Source organism: Roseovarius sp. EC-HK134, assembly GCF_902498815.1.
GTDB lineage: Bacteria > Pseudomonadota > Alphaproteobacteria > Rhodobacterales > Rhodobacteraceae > Roseovarius > Roseovarius mucosus_A.
In genome coordinates, this window is the sequence record NZ_LR701544.1 from 389,619 (window position 1) to 408,818 (window position 19,200).

Annotated in this window: 17 protein-coding genes; 7 read left to right on the top strand and 10 right to left on the bottom strand. The window is 60.0% G+C overall.

Annotation, left to right across the window (positions count from 1 at the left end; genetic code table 11):
• Nucleotides 1-57 precede the first annotated feature (57 nt).
• From GC127_RS05815 to GC127_RS05825, 3 genes are read left to right on the top strand one after another with little or no spacing between them, the layout of a single operon-like run.
• Nucleotides 58-1,533 carry a di-heme oxidoredictase family protein gene (locus GC127_RS05815; RefSeq protein WP_151976990.1) on the top strand — a complete coding sequence of 492 codons (1,476 nt, stop codon included), beginning with the start codon at nucleotides 58-60 and terminating at the stop codon, nucleotides 1,531-1,533.
• Nucleotides 1,530-2,528 carry an imelysin family protein gene (locus tag GC127_RS05820; RefSeq protein WP_151976992.1) on the top strand — a complete coding sequence of 333 codons (999 nt, stop codon included), beginning with the start codon at nucleotides 1,530-1,532 and terminating at the stop codon, nucleotides 2,526-2,528. The genes GC127_RS05815 and GC127_RS05820 overlap by 4 nt, the downstream gene beginning before the upstream one ends.
• 4 nt (nucleotides 2,529-2,532) lie before the next feature.
• Nucleotides 2,533-3,603 carry a DUF1513 domain-containing protein gene (locus GC127_RS05825; RefSeq protein WP_151976994.1) on the top strand — a complete coding sequence of 357 codons (1,071 nt, stop codon included), beginning with the start codon at nucleotides 2,533-2,535 and terminating at the stop codon, nucleotides 3,601-3,603.
• A 302-nt stretch (nucleotides 3,604-3,905) separates the two neighbouring features.
• On the opposite strand, the gene GC127_RS05830 is transcribed toward GC127_RS05825, so the two are convergent.
• On the bottom strand, nucleotides 3,906-5,825 hold the full coding sequence (locus GC127_RS05830; RefSeq protein WP_254700015.1) for a sigma-54-dependent Fis family transcriptional regulator: 1,920 nt from the start codon (nucleotides 5,823-5,825) through the stop codon (nucleotides 3,906-3,908).
• 142 nt (nucleotides 5,826-5,967) lie between these two features.
• Between GC127_RS05830 and GC127_RS05835 the strand changes: the two genes are divergently transcribed.
• Genes GC127_RS05835 through cynS form a run of 4 tightly spaced genes read left to right on the top strand, consistent with a single transcriptional unit; the run spans nucleotide 5,968 to nucleotide 9,605 of the window.
• Nucleotides 5,968-7,344: a CmpA/NrtA family ABC transporter substrate-binding protein gene (locus GC127_RS05835; RefSeq protein ID WP_151976996.1), complete on the top strand. Its 1,377-nt coding sequence runs from the start codon at nucleotides 5,968-5,970 to the stop codon at nucleotides 7,342-7,344.
• Nucleotides 7,345-7,347: 3 nt separating this feature from the next.
• Entirely contained in the window at nucleotides 7,348-8,181 is an 834-nt protein-coding gene (gene ntrB, locus GC127_RS05840; RefSeq protein ID WP_151976998.1) for a nitrate ABC transporter permease, read from the top strand.
• Between the two features lie 11 nt (nucleotides 8,182-8,192).
• Nucleotides 8,193-9,095 carry an ABC transporter ATP-binding protein gene (locus tag GC127_RS05845; protein ID WP_151977000.1) on the top strand — a complete coding sequence of 301 codons (903 nt, stop codon included), beginning with the start codon at nucleotides 8,193-8,195 and terminating at the stop codon, nucleotides 9,093-9,095.
• Between the two features lie 27 nt (nucleotides 9,096-9,122).
• Nucleotides 9,123-9,605 carry a cyanase gene (gene cynS / locus GC127_RS05850; RefSeq protein WP_008281549.1) on the top strand — a complete coding sequence of 161 codons (483 nt, stop codon included), beginning with the start codon at nucleotides 9,123-9,125 and terminating at the stop codon, nucleotides 9,603-9,605.
• Between the two features lie 73 nt (nucleotides 9,606-9,678).
• On the opposite strand, the gene GC127_RS05855 is transcribed toward cynS, so the two are convergent.
• The 9 genes from GC127_RS05855 to GC127_RS05895 all read right to left on the bottom strand — a co-directional run bounded on the left by GC127_RS05855 (nucleotide 9,679) and on the right by GC127_RS05895 (nucleotide 19,113).
• Nucleotides 9,679-10,044 (bottom strand): cupin domain-containing protein, encoded by a 366-nt coding sequence (locus GC127_RS05855; protein WP_151977002.1) that lies wholly within the window; start codon nucleotides 10,042-10,044, stop codon nucleotides 9,679-9,681.
• Nucleotides 10,045-10,093: 49 nt separating this feature from the next.
• The gene (locus GC127_RS05860; protein WP_008281552.1) at nucleotides 10,094-10,915 is read right to left on the bottom strand and encodes an ABC transporter permease; all 822 of its coding nucleotides are present in this window, start codon (nucleotides 10,913-10,915) and stop codon (nucleotides 10,094-10,096) included.
• Nucleotides 10,915-11,805 carry an ABC transporter permease gene (locus GC127_RS05865; RefSeq protein WP_008281553.1) on the bottom strand — a complete coding sequence of 297 codons (891 nt, stop codon included), beginning with the start codon at nucleotides 11,803-11,805 and terminating at the stop codon, nucleotides 10,915-10,917. The genes GC127_RS05860 and GC127_RS05865 overlap by 1 nt, the downstream gene beginning before the upstream one ends.
• Nucleotides 11,802-12,890 (bottom strand): ABC transporter ATP-binding protein, encoded by a 1,089-nt coding sequence (locus tag GC127_RS05870; RefSeq protein ID WP_151977003.1) that lies wholly within the window; start codon nucleotides 12,888-12,890, stop codon nucleotides 11,802-11,804. Before GC127_RS05870 ends, GC127_RS05865 begins: the two co-directional genes overlap by 4 nt.
• A gap of 74 nt (nucleotides 12,891-12,964) precedes the next feature.
• A complete protein-coding gene (locus GC127_RS05875; protein WP_081506931.1) occupies nucleotides 12,965-14,005 on the bottom strand; it encodes a polyamine ABC transporter substrate-binding protein in 1,041 nt (346 codons plus the stop codon).
• Nucleotides 14,006-14,094: 89 nt separating this feature from the next.
• Entirely contained in the window at nucleotides 14,095-15,360 is a 1,266-nt protein-coding gene (locus GC127_RS05880; RefSeq protein WP_151979651.1) for an FAD-binding oxidoreductase, read from the bottom strand.
• Nucleotides 15,361-15,539: 179 nt separating this feature from the next.
• Nucleotides 15,540-17,018: a PLP-dependent aminotransferase family protein gene (locus GC127_RS05885; RefSeq protein ID WP_151977005.1), complete on the bottom strand. Its 1,479-nt coding sequence runs from the start codon at nucleotides 17,016-17,018 to the stop codon at nucleotides 15,540-15,542.
• An 81-nt stretch (nucleotides 17,019-17,099) separates the two neighbouring features.
• Entirely contained in the window at nucleotides 17,100-18,200 is a 1,101-nt protein-coding gene (locus GC127_RS05890; RefSeq protein ID WP_151977007.1) for a mandelate racemase/muconate lactonizing enzyme family protein, read from the bottom strand.
• Between the two features lie 109 nt (nucleotides 18,201-18,309).
• Nucleotides 18,310-19,113 (bottom strand): helix-turn-helix transcriptional regulator, encoded by an 804-nt coding sequence (locus GC127_RS05895; RefSeq protein WP_085976978.1) that lies wholly within the window; start codon nucleotides 19,111-19,113, stop codon nucleotides 18,310-18,312.
• Between the last annotated feature and the right edge of the window lie 87 nt (nucleotides 19,114-19,200).

Sequence of the window (19,200 nt, forward strand, 5' to 3'; positions counted from 1 at the left end):
CCAAAAACATACCGCACATTCCTGCCTATAATCGTCATAGCGAGTATCTGCGCGGGCATGACCGCTGCCCAATCTCTTGAAGATATCCATCTGAATGTGGTGCCGCGCACCGAAACCGAGCGTGCGCGGGTCGACGCCGCGACAGCCCTGCCCACGGATTTCTCAAAGGCATGGCCCTTCGAGCAGAACGGTGGGGGCGCGCAGACCGTGCGGTCGCGCGATACCGCCGATGCCTTCTCGCTGCCCGCCGCAAACCTGACCTTCGAGCAGGAGCTGGAATTTCGTATCGGCAACGGCATGTTCCGCCGCGTCTGGGTGTCGCCTCCGGCCTCGACGCTGGCCTCGGATGGTCTTGGTCCGCTCTACAATGCGCGCTCATGCCAACGCTGCCACCTTAAGGATGGGCGTGGGCATCCGCCCGAAGGCCCCGGTGACAGCGCCGTCTCGATGTTTCTGCGCATCTCGATCCCGGCGCCCGAGGTATCCGAGATCGCCGCTTACATTGACGGCATCCATCCGACCGCGCCTGATCCCACCTATGGCACGCAGTTGCAGGATTTCAGCCTGCCGGGACACAAGCCCGAATACCGTCTCGATGTGAGCTACGAAGAGATCGAGGTGCCACTCGCGGGTGGCGAGGTGGCGCATCTACGCGCGCCCACCTATCGCGCGGCCGACCTCGGCTATGGCCCGTTGCACGCGAATGCTATGCTCAGCCCCCGCGTCGCGCCGCAGATGATCGGCATGGGGCTACTAGAGGCGATCCCGTCAGAGGATATTCTGGCGCTCGCCGATCCCGAGGACGTTGATGGTGACGGCATATCAGGGCGGCCGCAGATCGTGTGGTCGGACGTATACGATCAGCCGATGCTCGGCCGCTTCGGGCACAAGGCGGGCAACCCCACGCTGTTAGAGCAGACGGCAAGCGCCTTTGCCGGCGATATCGGCATTTCCAACCCGATCCATCCGGCGGGGTCGGGCGATTGCACCGACGCGCAGACCGATTGCCGTGCGGCGATGCATGGCGGCGACGCCGAACAATCTGGGTTCGAGATCGACCAAGTTGGTCTCGATATTGTAACCTTCTACAGTCAGACTTTGGCGGTGCCAGCCCGCCGCAATGTCAGCGACCCCGAGGTGCTGCGCGGGCGCGAGGTGTTCTACACCACCGGCTGCGCCTCTTGCCATCGGCCGAATTATGTCACCCATCGACTTGAAGGCGACAACCCCGCAAGTTTCCAGTTGATCTGGCCCTATACCGACCTTTTGCTGCACGACATGGGGCCCGGTCTTGCTGATAACCGCCCAGAAGGTCGTGCCAACGGACAGGAGTGGCGTACCGCCCCACTCTGGGGAATAGGGATGACCAAACTGGTCTCGGGCCACACGTATTTCCTGCATGATGGCCGCGCGCGTTCTTTGTTAGAGGCTGTCCTCTGGCACGGCGGCGAGGCGCAACACGCCCGTGACACTGTCGTCGACATGCCCCCCGAAGAGCGTGCCGCCCTCATAAAATATCTGGAGAGCCTGTGAGACTGATCACCACCCCCGTTCTGGGCCTTAGCCTTGTGCTCTGCCTTGCCGCGCCGTCGCTGGCCGATGTCAAAAGCGCGCTCGACGCGCATATCCTCCCGGCCTTTGCCCGTTTCGCCGAATCCGCCGACGCGCTCGCTGAAACTGCGGATGCTGATTGCCGCCCTGAGGCGATGGCCGAGGCCTATCACACTGCCTTCGATGCTTGGATCGCGGTCTCGGACTTGCGGATTGGACCGTCAGAAACCGGCGCACTTTCGGTTGCCTTCTGGCCCGATGGGCGCGGTTCTACGCCGCGAGCGCTGGCGCAGTTGATCGCAGAGGAAGATCCCGTTGCCTTTGATCCCAAAGCCTATGCCGAGGTGTCGATTGCCGCGCGCGGGCTCTTCGCGCTCGACATGCTGATGTTCGACCCGGAGTTCTCTGACTACGCACCGCAAAGCTATGGCTGTACGCTGGCCGCCACCATCGCCGCCGATCTCGCCCTTCAGGCTCATGCGCTCGAGGCTGCGTGGTCCGGGCCCTTTGCTGACACGTTGCAGAGTGCCGGGGCCGACGGCAACGCGGCCTTTCTGACGCCAGACGAGGCGTTGCGGGCCATCTATACGCAGATCCTGACATCGCTCGAATTCACGGCCGATACCCGGCTGGGCCTGCCGATGGGCACTTTTGACCAGCCCCGACCTCTTCGTGCCGAGGCGCGCCGGTCAGGGCGGTCCTTGCGAAACGTGGTTCTGGCAGCCGAGGCCGCACATGGGCTGGCAAGTGCACTGGCCGACTGGCCCTTGCCCGAAACCCAAGCCGCGCTGGCCCGGTTGCAGGTTGCCGCCGCTCGGATCACCGACCCTGCCTTTCAGGATGTGACGGACCCTCAGGCACGCTTGCGCGCCGAGGTGCTGCAACAGGCGGTGCGCGGCTTGCGGGCGGCGATAGAGGAAGAGATCGGCGCCCAGCTTGGCATTGCGCCAGGGTTCAACGCGCAGGACGGGGATTAGGACAATGGCCACACGACGAGGATTTCTCATTGGGTTGGCCGCCGCAGGTGCCGCGCCACGCATCGGTTGGGCCGCCGTTGGGAGCCCTGCCTATCTGGCCGCAGCGCGCGAGGCGGATGGCACCTTTACGCTTTATGGCCTTTCAACGGACGGCATCGCCAAGTTCCGTGTGCCCCTTCCCGCGCGCGGCCATGCCGGCGCAGCCCATCCAATCCGGGCCGAGGCCGTGGCCTTTGCCCGCAGACCGGGGCAGTTCGCCCTTGTCATCGACTGCGCAACTGGCGCGGTCCTGCACAGCCTGACCCCGCCCGAACGCCGTCAGTTCAACGGCCATGGTGTTTTCGCTGCCGGGGGTGACCTGTTGTTCACCAGCGAACAGGCCCGCGACACAAGCGAAGGCATTATTGGCATTTGGGACGCGGCCGCTGGCTATGCCCGGATCGGAGAGTTCCCCAGCGGTGGGATTGGTCCACATGATCTGCGCCTGATGCCCGACGGGCAAACGCTGGTGGTGGCCAACGGGGGCATTGCCACCGACCCGAGTGATCGGACCAAGCTAAACATCTCCACAATGCGCCCGAACCTTGGGTATCTGACCCTGTCCGGGACGCTTGTCGATAGGGTCGAGCCAAGCCCCGATCTGCAGCAGAACTCGATCCGCCATCTTGCGGTGCGCGGCGACGGTCTGGTCGCCTTTGCCATGCAATGGGAAGGTCAACCGGGCATGGCCCCGCCGCTTGTGGCGCTGCACCGCCGGGGACAGGCCCCGATACTGGCCGAGGCCCCGCTGGCCGACGAAATCGCCATGCAGGGCTATGCCGGCAGCATCGCCTTCTGCGGCGACGGGTCAGAGGTGGCGATAACCTCGCCGCGCGGTGGGCGCGTGCATCGCTTCGGAATTGACGGCGTATTCCTTGGCGCCGTCGGGCGTGCGGATGTCTGCGGACTGGCACCGCGGGCAGGGGGGTATCTTGCCAGCGATGGGTTGGGTGGCCTCGTGGCGGTGGCACCTAGCGGCTTGATCGCTCTGGCCCGGCATGATTGTGCTTGGGATAACCATATTATCCCCTTGTAGGTTGGATTGCGCCGCAGCGCATCTTCAGCAAGTCGGCCACCCTCATATTGTGCTGTATTTTGGGTGGTTGAAGGGCACCGGTGCGGGAAAACACCCTGCGGGTCGCAGGCCCTTTGATGTCGGCGCTACAATCCGTTTCATTTCGCAATCGCCTGATCTTGTCGGGTTCGGTCGATGCACGCGGTCAATCTATGCGCCCTGCGCCTACGACATATTCTGGATGCTTGGGCTGAAACCCGAATGCGGACTGACTTTCGCGTTCTAATCAAGTGGCGTTGGACAGGCGTAGAAGCGATGCACGGTCATGTCCAATCCGCCTCGACGATATTCAAGCTACCGATGCGGGAATAGAGCGTTGTGGGTTTGACGCCAAGCAAAGCGGCCGCACCAGAGGGGCCGGCTATACGGCCGCGTGTTTCGCGTAGGGCGGCAATCAGGTTAACCCGAACAAGGTCCTGCATCTGCGCTTCGGTTCGAAAGGATCGGCCTGTCTCTGCCAGCGGCCCTACGCCCCCCAGTTCGACAACCAGCTTGCGATCCTGAGACACAATCGCGGCCCGTTCCATCACGTTATGAAGCTCGCGCACATTGCCGGGCCAGTCATAGGATTGTAGCTGTTGCACCACGCCTTCGGTCAACACGGGCTCTGGCCGGTTCAGCCTGCGGCAGGCGATCTTGAGCAGATGGGCGGCGAGAAGCGGGATATCTTCCTGTCGGTCGCGGAGCGGCTGGCAGGTGATGGGAAAGACATTGAGAAACAGATACAGGTCTTCGCGGATGCGGTGAGAGCGGCGGGCCTGTTTGTCCGACAGGGTGGTCGAGGCGATCACACGGATATCGAGCGGCTTTTCTCGGGTGTCGCCCAGACGGGTCACAGCACTGTTTTGCAGGGCAGCCAAAAGTTTGCCCTGTATCTCAAAGGGCAGCTCCTCGACATCGTCGAGAAACAGCGTGCCGCTATGTGCCAGTTCCAGCTTGCCGGGTTTGTCGCGGGTGGCCCCGTTGGGGGCACCGCGAACCTGCCCCCATAACTCGGCCTCGACCTCTTCGGGGGCGACGGAGCCGCATTTGAAATGGATGAGGGGGCGGCGTGCGCGCGGGCTTGCCTTGTGAATGGCGGTCGCCACAAGGGATTTGCCGGTGCCGGTCTCGCCACTGATGAACACGGTGGCATCGGTGCGCGCCACAAGGTCAATCCGTTGCACGGTCTGCCGCACCGCAGAGGACGCGCCGATGATATTGTGATGCGCGCGTTCCGTGGTGATCGCCTCTTGGAGATAGGCGTTTTCCTGTTCCAGCCGGTCGCGGAGCGCGGCCACCTCTGCCATCGCCTCGCGCAATTTACGTTCGCTTTCCTTGCGTTCGGTGATGTCGCGAAAGATCACCACAGCCCCCGCCAGGACATTCTGATCGTAAATCGGGGTCGAGACATATTCGACGCGGATCGGTTTGCCATCCTTGCGCCAGAACACCTCGTCTTCGATCCGATTGACCTCTTCAAAGCGGAAGGATTGATAGATCGGGCAATCATGCGCGTGATAGATATCACCGTTCAGATGGTGGTGATGGATCACGGAATGAATGTCGTGACCCAAGAGGTCCTCGGCGGTCCAGCCCAGCATTTCCTGCGCCGCGCGGTTAAGAAAGGTGGTCTTGCCATCCGCATTGACGCCGTAGATGCCTTCGCCCGCGGCATTCAGGATCAATTGGTTCTGACGCTCTAGCTCGGAAAAAAACTCCTGCGCGCGCCGCCATTCAAGCAGACCTGAACGATGCAACTCAGCCGCTTGCGCGATGCGGTCGTGGCGTTCCATTTCTGCAAGATCGAGCAGGGTCAGCGCAAGGAGCGAGGGGGCATTGGCAACCAGCCTGCCGCGTAGCTCAACGCGCAACGGCCTTCCGGTGATGCTGGCAAGGGTAATGTCGCGGCTCCATGCCTCGCCCCGGTGTGCGATTTCATCCACCAACACGATAAAACCCGGCAAGCTCGCGCCGACCAGCGGTGAAAAGGGTGTGCCGGTGGAATCCTCAAGATCGAGGAGCGCTCGGGCGCGGGGATTGGCTGCGACGATCCGGTCGGCAACAAGGTCGATCACCAGCGCCGCCTCGGCTAGGGCGTCAAGCAGGGAATCGGGGGTTGTGGGTATCTCGTACATGACTTCACCAAACACCGCCGCAGCGCAGCGCGGCAATACGAAATCTCGTAAATTACGAAATTTCATAAGGATATGCGTGAGAGATAATGTGCTAGTATTATGTAAATAAACGATAAAATACTGAGCTTAAAAAATAGGCACACCCCTTTCGCTCGTAGCGGCTTCATTGGATCATGGGTCAAACGGTATTTGAGCGAAAGGACGTGAAATGACCATGAAGAGCCTTGGCGACCCATTTTCAGAAAAGAATGACCTGCGCCACGGCGCGTCCTGCGGGTGCGACACCTGCAATGGCGCGCAGCATGACGTGACCGCGCGGGCGATGTCCTCTGAAGCGATGCTAGAGCGCGCGGTCGAAAGCGCCGTGGTGCGGTCGGTGTTCGGTCACAGCGATATCGGGCGGCGGTCGTTCATGGGGATGATGGGCGGCGGTACGGTTGCGGCGGCGCTTGCGTCGGTGTTTCCGCTTGATGCAGCCAAGGCAGCAATTCTCGACAATCTTGGCGCGCCGGAAAAGACAGACCTTAACATCGGGTTCGTGCCGATTACCTGCGCCACGCCGATCATCATGGCGCAGCCCTTGGGCTTTTACGAGCGCTACGGATTGAACGCGAGTGTCATCAAAACCGCCGGTTGGGCTGTGGCGCGCGACAAGTCGCTGTCGGGGGAATATGACGCAAGCCATATGCTGACGCCGATGCCTCTGGCCATGACACTTGGCGCAGGCTCGACCGCTGTGCCATACATCATGCCCGCCGTTGAAAATATCAACGGGCAGGCCATTGTCCTGTCTAACGAGCATCTGGACAAGCGCGACCCCAAGCAATGGAAGGGATTCACCTTTGGGGTGCCGTTCGAATACTCGATGCACAATTTCCTTTTGCGCTATTACGTGGCTGAACACGGGCTTGATCCCGATGTGGATATTCAGATCCGCGTGGTGCCGCCGCCCGAAATGGTTGCCAACCTGCGCGCCGGGAACCTTGATGGCTATCTCTCGCCCGATCCGTTCAATCAGCGCGCGGTTTGGGAAGGGATCGGCTTTATCCATCTGCTGACCAAAGAGATCTGGGAGGGGCACCCCTGCTGCGCCTTTGCCGCGCCGCTGAGTTTCGCCACGGAGTTGCCCAACACCTATGGGGCGTTGCTCAAGTCGATCATTGACGCCACCCAATATGCGTCCAACCCAGAGAACCGCATTGAAATTTCCGAGGCCATCGCGCCGACGAATTATCTCAACCAGCCCGTCGAGGTGATCCAGCAGGTTTTGACCGGCACCTTTGCCGATGGCTTGGGTGCGGTGCAGCAAGTGCCAGATCGGATCGACTTTGATCCTTTCCCTTGGCATTCGATGGGCGTTTGGATTCTGACTCAGATGAAGAGGTGGGGCTATATCGAGAACGATATTGACTACAAGGCTGTGGCCGAACAGGTCTATTTGGCTGCCGATGCCAAGAAGGTGATGAACGATCTGGGCTATGACGCGCCCGACATCACCTACAAATCGCACACCATCATGGGCAAGACATTCGATCCGGCAGAGCCGGAGGCCTATGTCAAAAGTTTCGCCATCGGGAAGGGTTAAGCGATGTCGACACTGTCGCTAAATCAACGCGCCCTGCTTTTGTCGGTGGTGATGCTCTTTGTCGGGCTGTTCCTCTGGGAGATGTCCATTCCGGCGCAAAAAGCCGTGGGCGAGTTGACGGAATACGAGCGGTTGACCGGCGGGGGGGCGCAAAAGGCAGGTGTGCCGCCCCCGTCACAGGTTATGGCCAAGGCATGGGAAGAACTAAGCAATCCGTTCTACGATGCTGGACCCAATGACAAGGGGATCGGGATTCAGATCGGATACTCGATCTATCGGGTGCTGTCGGGCTATCTGATGGCGGCGGTGGTGGCGATACCGCTGGGGTTCCTGATCGGCATGTCGCCGGTCGCCTACAAAGCGCTCAACCCGTTCATTCAGGTGCTGCGCCCGATATCGCCGCTCGCGTGGATGCCGCTGGCTTTGTTCGTCATCCAGGACAGCGAGGCGAGCGCGATCTTCGTGATCTTCATCTGCTCGATCTGGCCCATGTTGATCAACACCGCCTTTGGCGTGGCAGGTGTACGACAGGATTGGGTGAATGTCGCACGGACGCATGAACTGGGGCATTTCAAGACCGCCTTTACGGTGATCCTGCCTGCGGCGGCACCGACCATCGTGACCGGCATGCGTATCTCTATCGGCATCGCGTGGCTTGTCATCGTCGCCGCCGAGATGCTCGTGGGGGGGACGGGTATTGGGTATTACGTCTGGAACGAGTGGAACAATCTTGATCTGACCTCGGTCATCTTTTCGATCCTGATGATCGGCATTGTCGGCATGATGCTGGATGCGGCCTTTGCCACGCTCCAGCGCGCCGTGGCCTATGCGGAATAAGGAGCCGTGAGATGAACAAACCGTTTCTGTCGATTGAGAACCTGACCCAGTGTTATCCGGATGGCCAAGGCGGCACGATGACCGTGTTCGAGAACGCCACATTCGGGGTGGAGAAGGGCGAATTCGTCGTTATCCTTGGGCATTCGGGCTGTGGCAAGTCTACCATCATGAACATTCTTGCGGGCCTTGCAGAGCCGACAAGCGGTGTGGTCAAGATGGATGGGTTCGAGGTGTCGGGCCCCAGCCTTGATCGGGGCGTGGTGTTTCAGAACTATTCCCTGCTGCCTTGGCTGAGCACACTCAAAAACGTGAGCTTTGGGGTCGCCGCGCGGCATCCGGATTGGTCCAAGGCCAAGGTGCTGGACCATTCCCGCGAGTATCTGGCGATGGTCGGGCTTGAGGGCGACGTGATCCACCGCAAGCCCAGCCAATTGTCGGGGGGCATGCGGCAGCGGGTGTCGATTGCCCGCGCCTTTGCCAATCATCCCAAGCTCTTGTTGCTGGATGAACCGTTTGGCGCGCTCGATGCGCTGACGCGGGGCACCATTCAGGATGAGTTGCTCAAGATATGGGGCGGCACCGGGCAGACCGTGTTTATGATCACCCATGACATCGACGAGGCGATCCTTCTGGCAGATCGTATCCTGCTCATGACCAACGGTCCCTTTGCCCGTGTGGCGGAATCGGTCGAGATCACGATCCCGCGCCCACGCAACCGGACCGAGATCGTGGAACATCCCAACTACTACCCGATCCGCAACCATCTGGTGCAGTTCCTTGGCAAGCGGTCCAAGGAATTGGCGGGGCAGGTATCCGACGGCGCGGCACAGACGCCCGAGACTGTGCGGATTGACCACGCACCACCCGAAGACGAGACCGGCGAGGCCCTGCGGCTACGCGCCGTGAACCTGTGACACCAATTTTCACCTGAGATCAAACGAATGGAGGACACTATGAAAGACACTGTGACTATGCCCGCGCTGATGACCAAGGAGGATGTAACCACCCTGATCCTGATCGCGAAGAAAAAGACCGGGATGAAATGGGAAGAGATTGCTGAGGGCATCGGCATGTCGCCCGTCTGGACCCATTCGGCCTGCATGGGCATGAACACCATGCCCAAGGCCAAGGCTGAGGCGCTCGTCGCGTTGCTGGATCTGCCGGAGGAGGCGGTTTCGGTGCTGGAGGAGTATCCGACCAAGATCTGGGAACAAGCGGTGCCAACAGACCCGTGTATCTACCGCCTCTACGAGATTGTGGGCGTTTACGGCCCCACGATGAAGGCGTTGATCCAAGAAGAGTTTGGCGACGGTATCATGTCGGCGATTGATTTCGACATGAAGATCACCCGTGTCGCAAACCCCAAGGGGGACCGCGTCAAGGTTGAGATGTCGGGCAAGTTTCTGGGGTATAATTCCTGGTAATACGGGTCATCCTCTTATCTGGCCCGGCGATTGAAGCCGGGCCAGACGTGCAGACAAGCAACGCCTCCACGATTCAGATCGTGGGGGATGTGCTGAGGATATAGAGCTTGCGCATATGCTCGTGGATCACCCATTCGCCGGTCCATCCCTGCGGCAAGACAAGAAGATCACCCGGACCGATATCGCGCGTTCCCTGCCCATCGGCATTCGTGACCGAGGCGCGGCCAGAGATGATATGGCAATATTCGCCCATCGCTGTGCGGTCGGCGGTGAAATGCCCCGGCGTGCATTCCCAAACGCCAATCTTCGTATGGCCATCGGCAGAGGCCCAGAGTTGCGCCGAGGCTTCCTCTTGTCCCGGTGTGAGGCTGGTCGGTTTCGGGGCAAAGGCGCCAACCGGCTGAGTGGCGAGGCTTTGATACGTCTTGAGGTCGATCATTGGGGTCTCCAAAGGTTCTTGTCGGTATCGCTATGTGACGCTGCGCGCGTCAGTGTTTCTTGTCTTGGCCGAATACTTGCACCAGCACCATCATCACGGTGGTCACAAGGATCATGATCGTCGAAATGGCTGCAATGGTCGGGTCAATCTGATCGCGCAGCGCGTTGAACATGTTGCGTGTCAAGGTTGGGTTGTCGCCGCCAGAAATGAACATTGCCACCACAACCTCGTCAAACGAGGTGAGGAAGGCCAAAAGCGCGCTCGTGACCACCGCAAACCGAATCTGCGGCAGGGTCACGGTTAGAAATGCCTTCCAGCGTGGGGCACCTAGGCTGCGGGCAGCCTGTTCTTGGCTCATGTCGTAACCTTTGAGGGCGGAGCCGGTGACGATCACCACCAGCGGCAGCGCCAGCACGGTATGGGCCAGAACCAATCCGGTTATAGTGTAAAGAAGATTGAGCTTCACATAGGCGTAGAACGCTCCAATCGCCACCAGCACCAGCGGCACCATCATCGGTGTGATCATCAGGACAAAGGCAACCCGGACAAAGGCAAACCGTGAACTATGCAGCCCATAGGCCGCCAGAACCCCAATCGGCGTCGCCACGATCATGGTCAGAAAGGCCGTCTGAAAAGAGGTCCGCGCCGCCTGCATCCATTCGCTTGAGCCAAAGAAATTATCATACCAGCGGGTTGACCAGACCTCGGGTGGAAACTCCAGATATTGACTGTCCGAAAAGGACATCGGGATCACGATCAATGTGGGCGTGACCAGCAGGATCATCACGATCACCGCAAAGACATAGAGCCACAGGCGTTGGCCATGGGTGACTTGCGTGTCGGTCGCCGGGGAATTGAGCCAGTTGCGCATCAGTGCCCGCCTCCGGTCATCCGGTCGAGGTTCAGAAACCGGGATGCGACCCAGAGGATCGCCACAGTCAGGATCAGCAGCACCACGCCCAAGGCACTGGCCGCGCCCCAATTCACGAATAACTCGATGTTCGAGACGATCTGCATCGACACCATGATCACCTTGCCCCCGCCCAGCACCGCCGGGGTGACAAAGAAGCCAAGGCAGAGGATGAACACCATCAGCGCCCCGGCAAAAAGCCCCGGCGCGGTGAGTGGAAAAAAGACTGTCCAAAACGCCACCCGTGGGCTTGCCCCAAGGTTGGCCGCCGCCTTGAGGTAATCGCGGTCAATCGCCTTCATCGCGCCGTAAACTGGCAGGATGAGAAATGGCAGCATGATATGCACCATGCCGATCAACGTGCCGGTCATGTTGTGAACGATCTTGAGTGGTTCATCCCAAAGGCCAAGCGAGATGGCCCAATTGTTGATCAATCCCTGTTTCTGCAACAGCACCAGCCACGCATAGGTCCGCACCAAAAGTGAGGTCCAGAACGGCAAGAGCACGGTGATCAGGCACAGATTTGCAAGGCGGCTTGGCAGCTGCGACATGAAATAGGCAAAGGGATAGCCGATCAGGATGCACAGCCCGGTGGTCAACAGGCTGACCTGAAAGGTGGTGATGAAAATGCGCAGATAAGAGCGGCGGCTGATCATGCGCTCGTAATTCTCAAGCGAGAATTGCCCGTTTGCCCCGATGAACGAGACATAGAACAACCAGCCCACGGGAATGACCAGCACCACGAGAATAAGCAGGATTGCCGGTGAACTCAGACCAAAAAGCGTCAGCCGCTCTAACCGCTCGTCACGGCGCAGCCCAGCGGCATTGAGGGGCGCTGTCTGCATGCTCATGTTTGGCTTCCGTCGATCAACACTGTGTCTTCGGGTGCCAAGGTCAGGGTCACGCGGTCACCAAGCTGGGGCAGGGACGTTGCATTGCTGCCGCGCACCGCTCCGCGCAAAGCCACCATTTCGCCCGTGCCCAACCGCGCGTGCAGCAAGAAGCTGTCGCCCTGATAGACCACATCGGTCGCGGTGGCGGCAAAATTATTGGCCCCCTCACGCGGTCCACCCGAAGAGAGCACGATACGTTCGGGGCGGATCATCAGTTGAAGTTCGGGCGTGTCGGGCAAGGGGCCTGCATGGATCAGCGGCACCCCGCCAAAGGTCACGTCAGCGCCCAAACGGTTCACCGTCAGAAACGTGGAATCGCCGATGAAATCCGCCACAAACCGATTTGCGGGGTGTTCATAGAGATCGCGGGGGGTTGAGAGCTGCATGATGCGCCCATGGTTCACCACGGCGATCCGATCGGACATGGTCAGCGCCTCGCGCTGGTCATGGGTGACATAGACCGTGGTCATGCCAAGCTGTTCGTGCAGATGCCGCAACTCGATCTGCATCTGGTCGCGCAGTTTCTTGTCGAGCGCGGATAGCGGTTCATCCATCAACAGGATGCGAGGTTCAAACACAATGGCGCGCGCCACCGCGACACGTTGCTTTTGCCCGCCAGAGAGCTGGTCGACGCGACGATTGCCATAGCCACCAAGCTGCACCGTTTCCAGCGCCCGCTCGACCCGTTCCGCGATCTCTGCCTTGGGGCGTTTGCGCAGGCGCAAGGGATAGCCCACATTGCCCGCCACGGTCATATGCGGGAAAAGCGCATAGCTCTGAAAGGTCATGCCGACCTCGCGCAGATGTGGCGGGGTGCGGATAACTTCGCGGTCGCCAAACTTGAGACTGCCGCAATCGGGCCGGGTAAATCCCGCAAGCACCATCAAAAGCGTGGTCTTGCCAGACCCAGACGGCCCCAGAAGTGTCAGAAACTCACCGCTTTTGACCTCGAGCGACACATCGTCGAGGGCATGCACCGCCCCGTAGGTCTTGGTGACGTTCTGCACTGATATCGGCAGCGCTTCTGTGGCGGTGTTGGTCAATTGCTGCCCTCCGAGTGGTCTATTGGCGCAGACGGGCGCCGTAGCGCCCGTCAGGTCTTGTGTTGGGGCTTTGGTTACTCAGTCAGCATTTCCTGATACATCTCGGCGGCGACGGTTTCCCATTTTGCATACCATTCCAGAGAGATTGGCAATTGCATGGCCGCATTCTCGGGCGAGGAGGGCAGGCCGGCCGCAACCTCTGCGCTGATCTCACCTGTGTCATAGGCAGATTTGTTGGTCGGGCCGTAGGTGATGTATTTCGGCAGATCGTCCTGATACTCGGGTTTCGAGATTTCAGCGAGGAACTGCATCGCTGCATCCTTGTTCGGCGCACCTTTGGGGATTGCGAAACAGTCGTAATCCAGCAGCGCCTGATTGAAGCTGTAATCCACTTTGGCCCCATCCGCCGCAGCGGTATCAAAGCGGCCATTCCAGCCAGTGGTCATGTCGACCTCGCCATCCTTCATCAACTGGGCGTGCTGCGCACCAGAGGACCAGAAAACCGAGATATTGGGCCGCAGCTCGCGGATCTTGTTGAGCGCGCGCTCGATCCCCTCTTCCGAACTCAACACCTCATAAACCTGATCCATCGGCACGCCATCGGCCATCAGCGCCGGTTCAAGTGCGCCCGCAACTGAACCGCGATAGGCGCGCGAGCCGGGGAATTTCTCGGCGTCAAAGAAATCCGCCCAGCTTTGCGGCCCGTTCTCGCCATAGGTGTCGGTGTTCCAGGCATAGACCGTCGAGAACACATCGCCCCCGACGCAATACTCGGAATAGAGGTTGGGATAAAAGTTGGACACGTCGATCACGTTGTAATCCAGCGGTTCCAAAAGCCCTTCTGCCCCGGCCCGCGCCGCAGAACCGGACCCACTGGCCACGATGTCGAACGTCACCTGCCCGGTTGAAACTTGCAGGCGGACATCGGCCATCCCGCCATATGTTTCCTGCTTGACCGTAACCCCAGTTGCCGCAGAGGCCGGTTCGAACAAGGCTTTGCTCTGTGCGTCCTGATAGGACCCACCCCAAGAAGCGATGGTGATTTCCGTGCCCTGAGCGACAGCACCGCTCGCAAGCAGCGTGGCAGCGACGGTCAGTGAAAATGTCTTTCTCATCTTGTTTTTCTCCTGTTGGAATGCCGCGAAATGGCAGTACGTGCCGATTTTTATCATGTTTCGCTGGCTCGGCATGTTTCAGCGAAAGTTCAAAGTCGGGATGGATCCGCGACCATCGCCCGCCGGGTCTGTCTCTTGTCCATCCAGCGATACCAAGCGACCGTTGCAGGAAGAAACCACGGCTTGCCTGTATAAAGCGGGCGGGTCGGGTGTGGCACGTCGTCAAAGGCGGTCTTGCCCTCGGCGAGGCCCAGCACCTTTTGGCCGGTGCGCATGCCCAGATACCCCGCCATCGAGACACCAGACCCGCAATAGCCCATGGCGTAATGCACTCCGTCGTGAACGCCGGTATGCGCCAATTCATCGAAGCTGTAGGCCACCGTGCCATGCCAGGAATGCGAAATTGCGCAGTCCTTCAATTGCGGAAAAATGCGGGTCATGCTTTCAAACAAGAGCGGCGCGCTGACCGACGTATCGGTTTCCGCCGCAGAGACGCGGCCGCCGAACAGGACACGCCGCCGATCCGGTGAAGCGCGGTAATAATAGAGCACTTTGCAGGTATCGCTGGCGATCCGGTCGGTCGGGAACAACTCGTCGATCAGGCTCTCTGGTAATTCTTCGGTGGCGATGATGTAGCTGCCGATTGGGATCACCCGCCGTTGCATCCACGGGGTCAACGCGCCGGTATAGCCATTGGTGGCAACGATCACATCCCGCGCCCGGACCTCGCCCTTGGCGGTCTGAACGCGAAAGCCGGATCCTGTATTCTCAATCTTTCCAACGGGGCAATGCGCAACCACCTCGACGCCAGCGTTGAGTGCCGCCATCAACAGGCCACGGTGGTATTTGGCGGGATGCAAGGAGCAGTGTTTCGTAAACACCACCCCGCCGTGATAGAAATCTGTGCCCATCTCGCGATGCTGTTCGGCGCGGGGCACGGCAAAGCTCTCGATGCCTTCGCCTTTGTGCATTTGTTCCGCGTCGCGCACCAACATTTCGTAATGTGCGGGGGTGTGCGCGGCGTGAAACCGGCCAACGCGCTTGAAGTCACAGGCTATCCCCTCTTGGTCGATGAACTCACCGATCCATTTCAGCGCCCGCTCTCCCTCGCCACGCAGCGCGCGGGCCTTTTGTGCCCCAAATTTGGCGGTCAGCTTTTCCAGTGATGGCTTTACGCTGGTGCTGATCTGTCCGCCATTACGGGTGCTGCATCCAAAGCCTGCGGCCTCGGCGTCGATCACCACCGTTTTGCGACCGCCACGCGCCGTAGCGATAGCCGCGCTCAGCCCGGTATAGCCCGACCCCACGATCAGCACATCCGCATCACGCGGCGGATCCACAGGTAACACAGGCATCGGGCCAACCTGATCATGCCAATAGGGATGGTGCCGAGTCGATCCGGGTGAAGTGCGGTCCATCGCGTTACTCCGTTTGCAGGGCAAGCCAATGTGGCACCCTACAGATGCAAGGTCTAACGCTAGGGCAGAATTGGACGTTCTTTCATATCCAATTTGACAAAAAAATCAGACCAATTTCACCTTAGGGCAGGTAGGGTCCGTAGGGTTTCCATCCCGCGCCGAATGTCCTCGGGGGCTGCGCTGCCAAATCCGAAGACTAGGCCGGATCGGTCAATCGGGCTGAGGCAGTATTTCGAAAGCGGCGCCAGAACAACGCCGCGTTCCGCCGCCTGTGCCACGACCGCTTGCGCGTCAATTCCCGGCGCAAGATAGGCTGGAGTGTGGAACCCGCTGGCGGTTTCCTGAAGTGTGATACAGTCAGGCAGGATGCGGCTTTCCTCCATCAGCGCCTCATAGCGCGCCTTGTAGAGCCGCCGCATCAGCCGGATATGGGTGGCAAAATGGCCCTCGTCCATGAAATCAGCAACGGTCGCCTGTGTTGCCGTGGGCGGACCGCTGGCCCAGAACCGGAACATGCGATCAAAGGCTTCGGTCATCCGCTCTGGCACAAGAACAAAGCCCAGCCGGAGCGATGGAAAGAGCGACTTTGAAAAGGTACCGACATAGATCACGCGGCCAGAGGTATCCGTACTGCGCAGCGCCGGTTGGGGCGCGTTGCCATAGTAGAATTCCCCGTCATAGTCATCCTCTACGATCACCGCCTGCGCTGCGTCCGCCGCCTGCAACAGCTCGAACCGGCGTGCCAAAGACATGACATGGCCCAAAGGCTGTTGGTGCGATGGTGTGACAAACGCCATGCGGAAATGCGGGGCCTTGGCCAAGCCGTCGGCCACGATCAATCCGTCCTGATCCACGTCGACCGGCACCAGTTCGGCCCCTTCCGACAAGAGCGCATTGCGCGCGCCCGAGGCACCGGGGTTTTCCATCCAGACCCGATCACCGGGATTGAGCAACAGCCGCCCGATCAAGGCAAAGGCATGCTGTGCGCCAGAGGTGATGAAAATCTGCTCGTGGTGACACTGAATCCCCTTGAGCACGCTCAGATGGGTGGTGATCGCCCGGCGCAAAGGCTCATACCCCTTTGGCTGACCATAGCCCATCACCGCCCCGCGTGCGCCCCGCAGGTGCCGCGCCGAAAGCCGCGACCAATGCGCCAGCGGAAAAGCGTCGAGTGCCGGCAGCGCCGTCACAAAGGCGCGGGCCTCATGGGGCAACCAAGTGCGTTGGGCATAGCTCTTTTCGGCATGGTTGATGGCATAGGACACGCGGGGCTGTTGGGCCGTGGTATCCGAGGCGGTGGTCAGCACGGGGACTGAGGGCTGATGTTCCAGTGTGTCGCTGACAAAAGTGCCAGAGCCCACTTGCGACACCAGCATGCCCTCGGCAACCAGCCGGTCAACGGCGTCGATTACCGTGGTGCGCGATACGCCGGTTTCGCGCGCCAGCGTGCGCGTCGCAGGCAGGCGGTCGCCCGCTCGCAAACCGCCCGACAAGATGATATCGCGCAACGCCATGTAAAGTTGCACGCTCATGCCCTTGCGCGACGAGCGGTCGAGATGAATCGCGGACAAAAGCGCCCCTGCGGCCTGTTTCATGCGCAACTCCGACGCAATTGGTCTGCAGAGCGTACATGAATCGTGAGGGTGAGCAAGCCAATTGGCGCTCTCGGGGCGTCCTTACCTCTCGGAGACCTGATAGGTCGCTGAGTCGAGCCATGTCGGGGAAATCTCGACACCCCAGCCGGGGGCGTCTGTGACAATGGCATGGCCCCCCTCAATTCGGTAGGGATCACCCAGAAACAGCCCCTCTTGCCAAGGGTAATACTCGGGCCCCTCAATCGAGAATTCGAGGTATTTTCCCGCGTTGGGAATGGCGCGCAACAGATGCATGGTGCACATCGTCACCAGTGACAGATTGGCGGCATGCGGAGTAACGGGCAGGCCAGCGCGCGCAGCCATCTGGCAGACATGCAAGGTGCGGTGCATACCACCCATATACATCACATCGGGTTGCACGATATCGACTGCGCCCCGATCCAGCATCAACTGCCAACTGGAATATTCGCAATCCTGCTCGCCGCCCGCAACATCTAGCAAAAGCGCGGCCCGCACAGCGGCGGTCTGGTCATATTCCCAATAGGGGCAGGGTTCCTCGAAATGCCCGATGCCGTTATCCTGCAGCAGTTTGCCCACCTCGATGGCGCGGGCGGGAGAATAGCAGGAATTGCCATCGACCAGCTTTTCGATGCCGTCCCCCAAAGCCCGCGAAACGGTCGGCACCACGGCTTCGGTTCTGCCCGGCCATTCGTCGTGGTCGCGCCCGGCCTCTGCACCAACGCGCCATTTGAAGGCGGTAAACCCCTTGTCATCCCGCAGGCGGCAAAAACGCTCGGCCTCATCCTCGGGGGTGATGTCGCGGCGCATGGAACTGGCATAGGCGCGCACCGGCCCCGGAGAGCCACCAAGCAGGGTTGCAACCGGCTCGCCCTCTAACTTGCCGCGCATGTCCCACAGCGCGGTATCAAGCCCGGTCATGGCGCGGCGCAGGTAACTGCCGGGATATTTCAACTCGCGCTCATAAATCAGATCAAGAGTATCGGCAAAGTCGAGTGCATCGGTCCCAAGCGCATGCGGCGCGATCTGGCGGTGAAAGATTGTGCAGGTAATATCGGCATTGTAGGTCGACACCTGCCCCCAGCCCTGTGCGCCGCTGTCCGTGGTCACGCGCACAAAACCCACGAATTCGTTGCAAAACGTCTCTAACCGCGCAATCCGCATGTCACTCTCCCGATGGTCTTGGGGTTCACGTTGCCGATAAAGCGGTTTGGAACAAGCGCCACTCTGGGATCAAATGCCAGTCCATTTCAATCTGCGATGTGCCCCGCGTTCAGGCCAGCTCGGACAATGCGGCGATAAAGCTGGAAAACAACTCTCCTTGCGAGCTTACCCGCAGTTTCGCGTAGATGTTGCGGCGATGGATGCGCACGGTGCCCGGTGAAATGCCCAAGGCGCGACCGGTAGCATCGGCGGAATGACCCTTGAGCACATATTCCACCACCTCTGCCTCGCGCGGGGTCAAAAGGTTGCGCCCAAGGCTCTGAAACGCGTCTTCGATCAGTTGCGGCAGGCGGGGGCCGTCTGTCTCGGGTCGTGCCGAGAATTGGGTGATCAGGCCACCCCACTGTTTCTGGGCGATGGCCGCGACAAAGGGAAAGGCCGCCTCAAGATCGCGAAACTCGCGGGCAGAGAAGACCTTGTGTTCGCGCATGGCGGAAATCACTACGCCGACCTCATCCCCAATATTGAGGATAAAGCCTATTTCTTCGGCAAGCCCGGTCTGGATGTAATAATTGCGAAAATATTCTGCTTGATAGAACCGATCCGGTGCCAGATCGCGCAACCGTGCGAGACGGGGCAACGTCGGGGCGGCGGCATTGAGATAGAAGGGATCTAGCAGATAGGGCCCCTCTTGATAGTCATCTACCATGACCTTGCGCTTGGCAGCGGGAAAATCATCATAAAGATCAAGAGGTTTGTGATCACGGTAATAGGCAAAGATTACGGTGAACTCATAGGGCACGATACTGCGCAACGCTGTGGTGAGAGCCGAGGCAAACCCGGGCGTTCCAAGCGCCGAGACCGCGCGCGCGCTGGTTTCGAACCAATCTGACATTTGCGTTCTTGTCGTCATCTATGCTCTTTATGATATATACAACCGTCCGCGATTTTCTTACCGTTTTGTGATTGTATGGCATAGGCGCAGGGGCGCGGCAACACG